Source organism: Enterobacter sp. JBIWA008 (genome assembly GCF_019968765.1).
Lineage (GTDB): Bacteria > Pseudomonadota > Gammaproteobacteria > Enterobacterales > Enterobacteriaceae > Enterobacter.
In genome coordinates, this window is the sequence record NZ_CP074149.1 from 3,265,682 (window position 1) to 3,277,962 (window position 12,281).

The 12,281-nt window shown below is 47.4% G+C and carries 11 protein-coding genes and 1 pseudogene; 8 read left to right on the top strand and 4 right to left on the bottom strand.

Annotated elements, in window-relative coordinates:
* Nucleotides 1–927 precede the first annotated feature (927 nt).
* The 3 genes from KGP24_RS15685 to KGP24_RS15695 all read left to right on the top strand — a co-directional run bounded on the left by KGP24_RS15685 (nucleotide 928) and on the right by KGP24_RS15695 (nucleotide 3,873).
* On the top strand, nucleotides 928–2,208 hold the full coding sequence (locus KGP24_RS15685) for a nucleotidyltransferase (protein WP_143346121.1): 1,281 nt from the start codon (nucleotides 928–930) through the stop codon (nucleotides 2,206–2,208).
* Nucleotides 2,209–2,337: 129 nt separating this feature from the next.
* Nucleotides 2,338–2,742 carry a hypothetical protein gene (locus KGP24_RS15690; RefSeq protein ID WP_223561066.1) on the top strand — a complete coding sequence of 135 codons (405 nt, stop codon included), beginning with the start codon at nucleotides 2,338–2,340 and terminating at the stop codon, nucleotides 2,740–2,742.
* A 39-nt stretch (nucleotides 2,743–2,781) separates the two neighbouring features.
* Entirely contained in the window at nucleotides 2,782–3,873 is a 1,092-nt protein-coding gene (locus tag KGP24_RS15695; protein WP_223561067.1) for an SAVED domain-containing protein, read from the top strand.
* A 110-nt stretch (nucleotides 3,874–3,983) separates the two neighbouring features.
* Here the strand turns inward: KGP24_RS15695 and KGP24_RS15700 are convergent, their stop codons facing one another.
* Complete coding sequence (locus KGP24_RS15700) at nucleotides 3,984–4,532, bottom strand: 3'-5' exonuclease (RefSeq protein ID WP_143346124.1); 549 nt, start codon at nucleotides 4,530–4,532, stop codon at nucleotides 3,984–3,986.
* Between the two features lie 665 nt (nucleotides 4,533–5,197).
* Between KGP24_RS15700 and KGP24_RS15705 the strand changes: the two genes are divergently transcribed.
* Nucleotides 5,198–5,797 carry a hypothetical protein gene (locus tag KGP24_RS15705; RefSeq protein WP_143346125.1) on the top strand — a complete coding sequence of 200 codons (600 nt, stop codon included), beginning with the start codon at nucleotides 5,198–5,200 and terminating at the stop codon, nucleotides 5,795–5,797.
* A gap of 21 nt (nucleotides 5,798–5,818) precedes the next feature.
* On the opposite strand, the gene KGP24_RS15710 is transcribed toward KGP24_RS15705, so the two are convergent.
* Nucleotides 5,819–6,079, bottom strand: coding sequence for a YkgJ family cysteine cluster protein (locus tag KGP24_RS15710; protein WP_071785214.1), 261 nt, complete (start codon nucleotides 6,077–6,079; stop codon nucleotides 5,819–5,821).
* 222 nt (nucleotides 6,080–6,301) lie between these two features.
* Between KGP24_RS15710 and KGP24_RS15715 the strand changes: the two genes are divergently transcribed.
* Entirely contained in the window at nucleotides 6,302–7,393 is a 1,092-nt protein-coding gene (locus KGP24_RS15715; protein WP_143346126.1) for a DUF4236 domain-containing protein, read from the top strand.
* A 35-nt stretch (nucleotides 7,394–7,428) separates the two neighbouring features.
* Here KGP24_RS15715 and KGP24_RS15720 read toward each other — a convergent pair.
* A pseudogene (locus KGP24_RS15720) lies at nucleotides 7,429–7,512 on the bottom strand (YkgJ family cysteine cluster protein); the annotation flags it as partial.
* Nucleotides 7,513–7,676: 164 nt separating this feature from the next.
* Between KGP24_RS15720 and yeiP the strand changes: the two are divergent.
* On the top strand, nucleotides 7,677–8,249 hold the full coding sequence (gene yeiP, locus KGP24_RS15725; RefSeq protein WP_223561068.1) for an elongation factor P-like protein YeiP: 573 nt from the start codon (nucleotides 7,677–7,679) through the stop codon (nucleotides 8,247–8,249).
* 34 nt (nucleotides 8,250–8,283) lie between these two features.
* Here the strand turns inward: yeiP and uxuA are convergent, their stop codons facing one another.
* A complete protein-coding gene (uxuA, locus tag KGP24_RS15730) occupies nucleotides 8,284–9,474 on the bottom strand; it encodes a mannonate dehydratase (protein ID WP_223561069.1) in 1,191 nt (396 codons plus the stop codon).
* A 205-nt stretch (nucleotides 9,475–9,679) separates the two neighbouring features.
* On the opposite strand from uxuA, the gene KGP24_RS15735 reads away from it, so the two are divergent.
* Both KGP24_RS15735 and KGP24_RS15740 read left to right on the top strand, forming a co-directional pair.
* The gene (locus KGP24_RS15735; protein WP_223561070.1) at nucleotides 9,680–11,146 is read left to right on the top strand and encodes a fructuronate reductase; all 1,467 of its coding nucleotides are present in this window, start codon (nucleotides 9,680–9,682) and stop codon (nucleotides 11,144–11,146) included.
* Nucleotides 11,147–11,270: 124 nt separating this feature from the next.
* Nucleotides 11,271–12,257, top strand: coding sequence for a GTP-binding protein (locus KGP24_RS15740; RefSeq protein WP_223561071.1), 987 nt, complete (start codon nucleotides 11,271–11,273; stop codon nucleotides 12,255–12,257).
* Nucleotides 12,258–12,281 lie beyond the last annotated feature (24 nt).

The window sequence follows — 12,281 nt, forward strand, 5'->3', positions numbered from 1 at the left end:
TAGTTACTACCTAAAACCACGGTAAAACGAGGGCATTTGCGATAGCGCAAAGCCGCCTTGTAGCTGACGTTGGGGATGTTTTCGAGGAGAGGAATACTACGGAACAAAGTCTACGAATATATTTATCAAATATTTAATCATATCAGCACATACGCAACATAACAACAATTATCGCCTGTCAATGAAAGGGGAATGATGATTGTGTGGATTGGTCGTAGCATTGGGGGGTAATTTAAAAGGATTATCTGATGCCTTTATATTTGGTTGAAAGCATAAGTATTAGAGGTCAACTAGTTTTGCACTGTTGGTAACAACCAGCATCTTCAGTTTTGATCAATCTACAGACATTTACTCTAGTCGCAACTGGTACAAAGCAAACCTCCATGCATTTACCTGTAAGCAGTGCCTGTTTGCCTTGTGGGGCCATAATGGATTCACCCTCATAAGAAGTGACCAACTTGAAAGACCTCAGATACAACTCAACACGTCGATGTCTGGATTCGTCTCTCTCACTGATGGCCTAAGTTCGAAAGTTTAGTTGGAACAAAATGGATAGGTTCTTTGACGAGTGGCGGAGAAAAATCGCTTTCAATTCAGGAAGATTTTTCTGACAAACATACTCTTTGAAGAATGTCAAGGTCTCCTATGTAATGATTCCACTCAATTTTCATCCGGTCTAGTGTCCTCAAAACTCGTTTTTAATCGGCACGAAAAAAATTTATTTTGCATTGACAACAAGCTCAGGTCTTACCAGATAGGCTCCGGCGCATAATGAAAAAAATGCACTAATGGGTAAGCTAAATTTCAAGCCTTGATCTGTTTTTTTTCCTTACTATGATAGTCGCTATACCGACACAAAACACAACATGTGCGCATTGGCGAGAAATTTAAACACACTATCTTGGACACAAGGTAAGGAGACCCCACGTGAGTAATGGTAATTTGGCTTTAAATATCAGTAAAGAAAAAAGGCAATATGTTGGCGATTTTCTGGATTGCATTGTTGATTGTTTAGATCTGACCGAAACACAACACAAGCATATTAAAAGTGCCTACCACTCCGTGGGCAAATTCCTTTCTGAAGGTGACAACCCTATTCTTAAAGGAGCCATGATTTATTCACAGGGAAGCGTCCGTCTTAACACAACGGTTAAGCCCAAAGGTAGTGAACAGTATGATGTGGATCTGCTTTGCTATTTGCCAAATGCCAGCCATATTACCGGTTGGGCGCAGGTGCTGGACGCTGTCCGTGATCGCCTGAGCAGTCATGAGACGTACCGCAAAATGCTCCACCCGCTCCCAAGAGGCTATCGCATCATGTATGCAGGGGACTATCATCTGGACATTACTCCCGGGATTGATTGGAGTACTAATCCAACGGAGGAAAACCACCCTCTTCTTGTGCCAGACACGCGCCTAAGGGGCTGGAAAGAGTCTAACCCAGCAGGTTACGCGACGTGGTTTGACAATATCACTGAAAAACTTCCTACGTTTTTAACGCGTATGGTCGCCTGCGAAAACTTGGCTAAATCTGCGTCAGTAAGACCATTGCCAAATCACACCCATAAGAAGCTTCTGAACCGCATTGTACAGATTTTTAAGCGTCATCGCGATGTCTGGGCTGCAAGCCAAGGGAAAGATTATATTGAATTCAAACCAATCTCAGCAATTATTACAACTCTTTCTGCACACGCATATAACCATATCTGCGATCAGAAAACGACTTACGATACAGACTTCGACGTAATACTCGATGTACTTTACTTGATGCCGAAGTTTATTGTAGGCAGCTTCGGTAACTACCACGTCTCCAACCCGAGTATGCCAGCAGAGAATTTTGCTGAAAAATGGAACAACCCGGAAAGTGGAAAAGGCGAAAGGCTCAAAAAACACTTTGACTTGTGGCATAAGGCTGCGATTGAAAGCATCAATGAGATTGCAGCCTCGGAGGGCGAAGATGAATTACTCGAAAACTTAAGTAAGTATTTTGGGGAACGACCAGTTAAAGCTGTGCGTGAAGCAATGCTTGAGAATATCAATGCCGCACGAAGCCAAAATAATTTGAACGTCCTTCCCTTCACCGGAGCGCTATCAGCAGGAGCTGTAACTGGAACTGCCTCAGCCCGATCGGTACCATCTAATACCTTTTATGGTGGAGAAGCAACATCATCCGTTGTGGTGCAAAAGAATACTTTCTTTGGGGATTGATATTAGATGAACGTATTCAGACCTCATCGGCGACTAACTCTAGCTGAACAATACCATGGGCTTCGTGCCCACTTCCCTGATGGTAAATGCACAATCACGGGAAAAAACAAGAAGCTAGTCTGGGAGGGCATGCTTAAGCCAGTCCCATTTAGTCGTGGGTATAAAATTCGGCTGGAATATGCCCCTCCTTCCGCTCCACGTTGCTTTGTGGTTTCTCCAGATTTGAAAAAATTATCTGATGGTAAGAAGATCCCTCACACTTATGCTTCGTTAGCATCGTCGAAAATAACACAGCTATGTCTGTATTTACCAAGAGAAAGACACCCAGATAAACATGCCGAATGGGTGCCACAGTACCAATTGAGTGAAACAATACTTCCCTGGGCTTCACTTTGGCTGTTTTACTTTGAACAGTGGTTGCATTCTGGCATATGGGAGGGGGGAGGCGCACATCCAAATGACGATGACGATGGCATTTATTATGAAAAAATCCCGCGCCAGGGGACTTACTCGCAAGACAGAAGAAAGCCGTAATTTAGATTAACGCACTATCACATGATCATAGGAACTAACATGAGTGAATACTGGAAACATCAGTTTTCCAAAATTATCGACTATATGACCCGTCAAAAGCGCCCGGGTGTATTGATGATGGTAACAGGGGCGACTCTTGCGGCAGGCCCGAAGTTGTTGAGCTTTGTGTTTAAGGGCACTTTTCACGGAGAGTCACTTTCTATCAGCACCGCTGAAGGCAATGTGGTAAGTGACTATATAGTACCAATCATAGGTGGGATACTCGTTCTTGCTGGTCTAGTTTTTTTATCTATCGGTGAATATCAGTCTATCAAGCAAAACTCTCGCAAACGTATCTTACTAATTACTGGTAATGGTCTAAGGACAACGACAGGTACTGGTCTGGATAAAGTTGTCCGAACAGTATTGAAAGGTTTGATTCAGCCACGGGACATTGACATTACCCAACGCATCCGAGACGGGGTTGTTATCGAGCCTGAATCAACTTTCAATCGACAGATATTGCCCGAAAAGGACATCATTACTCAAATTTTATGTAAAGGTGAACCAGATCTTACGCAGGTTGCTTATGGTGGTTTTCTCCCCGTGCCATTTACCTTCTTCCTCGGAAATGTTCTGGATGATAAAGGGGATGTCACCGTATTCGACTGGGACCGCAAAGATGAGAAATGGAAGCATATCTCTTCAAATAATATTGATGATGGTGAAAGCTTTGTACATGAAACCATCATCGAATCGACTTCGGACCAGATAGTGCTGGTTGTTTCTTGCTCCTACAGGGTGAACATCGAGCAAGTAACCAGAAGTTTTGCCGGTCAGGGCATTGAGCACATTTATCTTGAAACTAACAGGTTCGATAATCACTGGTCGCTGGCAAAGCAACGACGTCTCTCACTGGAGTTTGCAGAAAAAATTAAAACTCTGTCCATGCAGGGTATCCGTACTGTACATCTGATCCTATCGGCGCAAAGTAGCATCGTCCTCAATTTTGGCCGACGTTATGACAATAGAAATATGGCCGATGTGATTGTTTATCAATATGAACAGTCAAATATTAACCCATATCCTTGGGGTGTATATGGTTTGTCACACCGATATGAAAATAGTGGGATTGTTATGCGGCCTGATTGAAAAGCCAAGTTGCTGATTATTATCTCGCTAAGGTTTGTTTACTGATTATTGTCAGTATGCGGTCAACCCGACCCATCATCATGACGCGTGGCATGCCACGCATCCATCTTTCAGCCGACGATCTGCCCTTCAGTCATCAACGCAAACAATTCAGCCTGAAATTTCGCGTCATCCAGAGCATTGTGGCTAGGTTGGCTGACGGGATGAAATCTCTCGGCCATGCGTGAAGATTTGGTTTCAGCCCAAGAACATCCCGTTAGCCCCATATAATATGCTTTGATATCAATCGCAGTAAATCCGAATGGATTGTAGCCAATATACTTATGGAAATAATAATTGATAAAGGACCAGTCAAAAGGAGCATTAAGTCCAACGAAAATTACCTTCATCCCCGGTTGTTTTATCGTATTGAGCCATTCAGAAAGGTGTTCCATTGCTTGGATGGGAGGAAGTCCATTCTGCTGAAGTGCTTCCAAGCTCAACCCTGTTACTGCAAGTGCTTCAGCATCGTGATGGAGACTGTCAGGTTGCAATTCCACATAAACAGATTCTGTCGGGTTATGTACGAGACAAGCACCAACGGAAAGGAGACTAAACTCACCAGGGATCGGACCTGAAGTTTCTACATCAACTGAAATATAAATCTCATCATTTATCATACAATTATCATCATCTCATCAGAACAGTAAGCAGTTCGGGAGTATAACCATGTATTATTGATTAAAAAGTGACATACCACTTTACAGTTTCAAACTAATACAATGAGTGATTATTCAGTTCAAAACCTCTTACTTGACAAAATCTTGGAATCTTTATTAAACCCGACGAGTCGCGAAGCGACGAAGTTTCGCGAGGCGAAGCCGAAGTGATACATAACATCGATTGAAATTAATCGCAAGATTATCACTTGTTCGTTTCACCCACTGCACCATACTTTGTCGCTTCGCGACTTAAAGTGGTTGTTTGGTGTTGTTAACAAATTTGATCAGATTGATACCTATCATCCGTTCGCTACGCTCACGTCTGAACTCGCTTCGCTCGAAACCTTTCAGAATTATTGCTTAGGTATGATTTCAACGAGGCGCAGCCGAAGTTGCTATATATTATAGACAAAAATAAAAACCTTTAAAATCAATGGATTAGTTAATTACATGTCTTTTTCACGTCTCTTTTATGGCGTTTCGGCGAAAATAAAAATCAATATATATCAACAAGTTAAAATAACATGTTTTTGCATGTCGCGTTTTTTGGGACATACAAAATTTGATTGTCTACGGAAGATGATAAATAATGGCATCAACAACGATTCCAAGTAGACGAAACCATGAATTTACACTTTACAATCTTTCCTAAAAGAATACAAAAAGAACCGTATTTCCTTCGCGAATCCACGGTAAAACTTAACCGGGTGGATAATAACCGCGTAAAATCGCAATTCATTTTTAAACCTTCTTTCAACCATATAGCCCTCATTCTGGGCCTCGATAAAAGTGAAGTAGACCGGGTCAGAAAAATAAAACAACGGCTTCCTGATCATAAATTGATAGGTATTGCTCGCTGGATCATTGCACCTGTTGAAAGCAACCAATCTGCTTTATGTTATCTTTTCATCTGTGAAGACAATGTAGCGTACCTATCTGCACCTGAGATGGTTTTTACTACTGACACCATATCCATAGACTCAACGACCAGACGTTCCGTCTATAAAACAACTTACAATTTGACTAGCCCCGATACGAAATATGGGTATATAAACCTTCGATTTCATTCTGAATACAAATTGGTTACAAAAAGACGTGGTCCGTCAAAAATTAAAAAATTATCCGAAGGTGAACCGTCTTCTGACTATGCATCTTTGTTGGCTGAGAATGAAGCTTTACGCAAGGAAGTAGAGCGGTTAAAAAAACAAAATAATGCCGAATAAAATTCTAAATGGAAACTATTCTCAATCGAAAGGTGCTGTTTCTTCCTCTAATTGGATAAGATAAATAATTGCCTCTTCACGGTTCGTAGCACACATATCTATCGACGGTTGTAGACTGCCGCATACTTTAGGGCGCAGGGGTGAGCCAAAGATGCCACATAAGTTATCTTCTGATAACTGAACGCATCTTACATTAGCAGGTTTACCCTGCGGCATTCCCGGAATTGGACTTGAAATTGAAGGTGCAATACAACAAGCACCGCAATCGATACGACAATTCACTATAGAATCCTTGCTAATCCACCTTCAATCATTGACAGTAACAGAATGTCCTACTGACTGGTAGCATACCATTTATATCGAAGCTTTCTAACTGAAGCAATTAACTTATAACGGATTGAAAAATAATGAAAATCATCCCGATTTTTTAACCTATTCTTTTTCAGTGTAAAATCGCTCTTAGATGTTGCTCAGAAGCATTGCTACTTATTACATGGAGTTACTATGGGAATTTATGTTAGGAAAAGCATTCGCGTTGGACTAATGAGATTTAACCTATCCAAATCAGGAGTCGGTGCATCCATTGGTATGAAAGGACTGAGGTTTGGTACTGGCCCAAGAGGAAATTACATCCACATAGGTGCTGGCGGAGTCTATTATCGTGCTTCGCTTTCACCAAACCTGGTCCCACAGAACCGAAAGAAGGTTCTGAATGTATCAGACGAATCCCGAATAGAACATGACACTACACATGCACCTCTTGAGGAAATCGAGTCATCCCATATCTCGGAAATCGTTGATTCAAGTTCCCGAGAACTGCTTGAAGAGTTGAACAATAAACGTAAGAAGTCACAAATATGGCCCTTGGTAATGTGCCTTTCGATTGCGCTGTTACTTTACGGTTTTTCACAGGCATGGCCTGAGTGGTGCCTCGCTATAGGATTTATTGTAGGGGTAGCAATATCTGTTTTAGCTTACATGTACGATCAGCTAAGAAAGACTACTGTTCTTTTTTATGATTTTGATGATCAAATGATGGCATGTTACCAGCAACTTCATGATAGTGGAGCCAAGCTCGCAAGCTGCTCAAAAGTTTGGCATATAGAAGCTTCTGGAGCCGTTTATGATCCCAAATATCATGCCGGGGCTGGTAACTTACTACGCAGAAAAGTAACCTCTATCAGCAAATCAAAGCCTCCCTTTGTTAAAACAAATATTGAGACGATTGCTATCAATGTCGGTCGCCAAACATTACATTTTTTTCCAGATAGAGTACTTGTTTATGACCGTGAAGGTGTAGGCGCTGTTGGTTATAACCAGCTATTCGTTAATGTTGGTGATAGTCGATTCATTGAAAGCGAAGGTGTACCTGGAGATGCCATAGTCGTAGGCAGGACATGGAAGTATGTGAACAAGTCTGGAGGCCCAGACAGAAGATTTAAAGACAATTCAGAGCTTCCTATATGTCTGTACGAGAACCTTTCATTTACAAGTCATTCTGGACTAAATGAGTTATTACAATTGTCTAAAACTGGCTATGGAGAGAGCTTTTCACATTCAATTGAAACACTTAGCAAAAAAGTCATTTCTGCTTAGCTCTATCATTTTTATACTGCGAATGATTGACTATTAGGCTTGCCCTCCGGCATTCCTGGAATGGGGCTTGAAATGGACGGTGCAGTACAGCACGCGCCACAATCGGGACGGCAATCCATAAATGCTCTCTTTCGCTGACGATCGCCCGCGCAGTCGGGCATCGCGCGCACAGTAACACCTTTTGCGTATTGATAGCAAAAGCCACGAATTCCTCTTGCCTGAAAGGCCGCGCGCGAGTAATTTGGCGCGATATTTTTTACCTCCCGTAAACAGGATTACTGCAATGCCAAGAGCGAACGAAATAAAGAAAGGTATGGTGCTGAATTACAACGGCAAACTGCTGATTGTGAAAGATATCGACATTCAGGCACCCAGCGCCCGTGGAGCAGCAACGCTGTATAAAATGCGTTTCGCCGATGTGCGTACCGGCCTGAAGGTGGAAGAGCGCTTTAAAGGTGACGATATCGTCGATACCGTGACCCTGACCCGTTGCTACGTTGATTTCTCCTATATCGACGGCAACGAATACGTTTTCATGGATAAAGAAGATTACACCCCGTACATCTTCACCAAAGATCAGATTGAAGAAGAGCTGCTGTTCATCCCGGAAGGCGGTATGCCCGACATGCAGGTCCTGACCTGGGACGGCGTGCTGCTGGCGCTGGAGCTGCCTCAAACCGTCGATCTGGAAATCGTTGAAACCGCACCAGGCATCAAAGGCGCTTCAGCAAGTGCCCGCAACAAACCGGCTACTCTGACGACGGGTCTGGTTGTGCAGGTGCCGGAATACCTCTCCGCTGGCGAGAAGATCCGCATCCATATCGAAGAAAAACGCTATATGGGTCGCGCTGACTAACACAAAAAACCCGGCTTTGCGCCGGGTTTTTCTTTTACAGCAATTCAGGATACTTCGTCATCTTCAGCGCAAGCTCAACGCCGCGCACTTCCGCCATCCCTTTAAGACGGCCGATCGCCGAATAGCCCGGGTTGGTTTTCTTACGCAGATCGTCCAGCATCTGGTGACCGTGATCCGGACGGAACGGAATAGGACGCACATCGCCCGCCTGCTTGCGTCGCGCCTCTTCCGCCAGAATGGCGTCTACCACCGCCACCATATTCACATCGCCGCCCAGGTGCGCCGCCTCGTGGAAGGTTTTTGGATTCTCCTCACGGCAGGTCGCGCGCAAGTGCGTAAAGTGGATACGATCGCCGAAGGTTTCGATCATCCGCACCAGGTCGTTATCCGCACGCACGCCGTAGGAGCCGGTACACATGGTAAAGCCGTTATAGATGCTGTTTACCGTCTCTTTCAGCCACTGCATATCTTCAATAGTGGAAACAATGCGCGGCAGGCCGAGGATAGGCCGCGGTGGATCGTCCGGGTGCACGGCGAGGCGTACCCCGACCTCTTCAGCAACCGGCACGATAGCGCGCAGGAAGTACGCCATGTTTTCACGCAGCTGCTGCTTATCAATATCGCCGTATTCCGCCAGGCGCGCGCGGAACTGGTCCAGGGTATAACCCTCTTCAGCTCCCGGCAGGCCCGCAATAATATTGCGCGTCAGCTTTTCGATGTCTGCATCACTGGCAGCGTTAAACCACGCGAGCGCCTGCTGCTGCTCTTCCGCGGTGTAATCCGCTTCGGCGCCAGGACGTTTCAGAATGTGCAGCTCAAACGCCGCAAAGGCGATCTGGTCGAAACGAAGCGCTTTCGAGCCGTCCGGCATCTGATATTCAAGGTCGGTACGCGTCCAGTCCAGAATAGGCATGAAGTTATAGCAAACCGTATCAATGCCGCAGGCCGCCAGGTTGCGGATGCTCTGCTGGTAGTTAGTAATCCACGTCTGGTACTCCCCGGAATGGGTTTTGATGTCTTCGTGAACCGGGATGCTCTCCACTACAGACCAGGTTAACCCCTTCTCCGCCAGCAGCGCCTGACGCTGTTGAATTTCTTCAACCGGCCATACCTGACCGTTAGGAATATGATGCAGCGCCGTGACGACACCCGTTGCGCCAGCCTGGCGCACATCATCAAGAGAAACCGGATCGTTCGGCCCGTACCAACGCCAGGTTTGTTCCATTGCCTCACCCTCTTAAGTTGTTATACCAATATGCGTTACTGCAATGACGACTACCATACATGTTTGCCGCTAAGGGTCAACATAGCGCCACACATTGATTGATCAAACTCACAGAACGGGGATATTTACGGCTCACCAATTTTATTTGCTGTCATATAACTTTACACTGGCATTGTTAATTAATGGTTAATCAGGTGTGTATCTCATGAAGACAATTGCCTCCACCGCCCTTCCTGCCCAGGTTCAGCAACCTCGCTACGATCGCCAGCAGCTGCGCTCCCGCATCGTCCATTTTGGCTTTGGCGCGTTTCACCGTGCGCACCAGGCATTGTTAACAAATCGGGTGCTGAATGAAAAAGGCGGCGACTGGGGTATTTGTGAGATTAGCCTCTTCAGCGGCGATGTGCTGATGAGCCAGCTTCGCGCGCAGGATCACCTGTTCACCGTGCTGGAGAAAGGGGCAGAAGGCAATGAGGCGATTATCGTCGGTGCCGTCCATGAATGCCTGAACGCAAAGCTGGATTCTCTGCCCGCCATTATTGAGAAATTTTGTGAGCCTCAGGTCGCGATTGTGTCGCTCACCATCACGGAGAAAGGCTATTGTATCGACCCCGCCACCGGGAAACTCGATTTGCACAACGCCCGGATAATCCATGACCTTGAAAACCCCTCAGAGCCGCATTCCGCTCCCGGGATCCTGGTCGAAGCGCTCCACCGCCGCCGCGAGCGCGGCTTGCCTGCGTTTACCGTGCTTTCCTGCGACAATATTCCTGATAACGGGCACGTGGTGAAAAACGCAGTGCTGGGCATGGCGCAAAAGCGTTCCGCGGCGCTGTGCGAATGGATAGATAGCCACGTGAGCTTCCCGGGGACGATGGTCGACAGAATTGTTCCCGCCGCGACGGAAGCCTCGCTGGCAGAAATAACCGACGCGCTCGGCGTTGAAGACCCGTGCGCCATCAGCTGCGAACCGTTTATTCAGTGGGTGGTGGAAGATAATTTTGTCGCTGGCCGTCCAGACTGGGAAGTCGCGGGCGTTCAGATGGTGCAGGATGTTCTGCCGTGGGAGCAGATGAAATTGCGCATGCTCAACGGCAGCCACTCTTTCCTGGCGTATCTGGGGTATCTCTCGGGCTACGCCCATATTAATGAATGCATGCAGGACGCTGCGTTCCGTGCAGCCGCCCGTCGGCTCATGCTGGACGAGCAGGCGCCTACATTACGCATTAAGGATGTCGACCTCACCGCCTACGCCGATAGCCTGCTGGAGCGCTTTGCCAACCCGGCACTCCAGCATCGGACCTGGCAAATCGCGATGGACGGTAGCCAGAAGCTGCCCCAGAGAATGCTGGATGGGATCCGCGTTCATCTTGAGCGAAAAACACCGTGGTCGCTGCTGGCCCTGGGCGTGGCCGGCTGGATACGCTACGTCAGCGGTACCGACGAGCGCGGAAACGCGATTGACGTTCGCGACCCCCTCAGCGATAAAATCCGCGCCATCGTCAACGCCAGCAGCGAGGCCGACCGCGTTAACGCGCTGCTGGGGCTGAACGAGGTATTTGGTCACGACCTCGCGCAAAACAGCGTTTTTGTGGAGGCGGTCAGCCAGGCATACCAGCGCATCACCCGCCATGGCGCACGCCAGGCTGTTATCGAAACGTTAAATATTTAACGATTGTTGCGCTTAACGCGAACGGATGAAGCCTCCGTTCGCCCTCCCCCTTCTCACCGGTCGCGTTTTTCGCCAGGATAGAGAGAAAAGTGTTATAGCATCACCATTCTCATCTGGAGCGCACGTGACCAAAACCAACCTCATCACCGGTTTTCTCGGCAGCGGTAAAACCACCTCAATTCTCCACCTGCTGGCGAATAAAGATCCTGCCGAGAAATGGGCCGTGCTGGTCAATGAATTTGGCGAGGTGGGCATTGACGGTGCGTTACTGTCATCCAGCGGCGCGATGATTAAAGAGATCCCCGGCGGATGCATGTGCTGCGTAAATGGCCTGCCGATGCAGGTCGGGCTCAATACTCTGCTGCGTCAGGGCAAACCTGACCGCCTGCTGATTGAGCCCACCGGGCTGGGCCATCCGAAGCAGATCCTCGATTTACTCACCGCCCCGGTTTACGAGCCGTGGATAGATCTGCGCGCCACCCTGTGCCTGCTCGATCCGCGTCAGCTTCTGGATGACAAGGCGCTGGCCAATGAGAACTTCCGCGATCAGCTCGCCTCGGCTGACGTTATTGTCGCGAATAAGGCAGATCGCGCCACGGCAGAAAGCCAGGCCGCGCTGGACGCGTGGTGGCAACATTTCGGCGGCAATCGCACGCGAGTGGAGACTACCCAGGGGAATATTGATAGCGCCCTGCTTGACCTTCCTCGTTTGAATCTGGCTGAACTACCGGCCAGTGCGGAACATGAACATCGTCATCCAGTGAAACAGGGTTTAGCCGCCCTCAGCCTGCCAGAACACCAGCGCTGGCGTCGTAACCTGAACAGCGGTCAGGGGTATCAGGCCTGCGGATGGATTTTTGATGCTGAAACCGTTTTCGACACCATCGGGATCCTGGAGTGGGCCCGACTTGCTCCCGTCGATCGCGTGAAAGGGATCATGCGCACGCCGGACGGGCTGGTGAGGATCAACCGTCAGGGCGAGGATTTCTTTATTGAAACGCAAAACGTGGCGCCGCCTGACAGCCGAATAGAGTTAATTAGTGCGGTTAACGCCGACTGGAATGCCCTCCAGTCCAGCCTGTTGAGGATTCGTTTAAGTTCGGGCGGCTAACGTTGCCCCAGTTTTCACTCTATG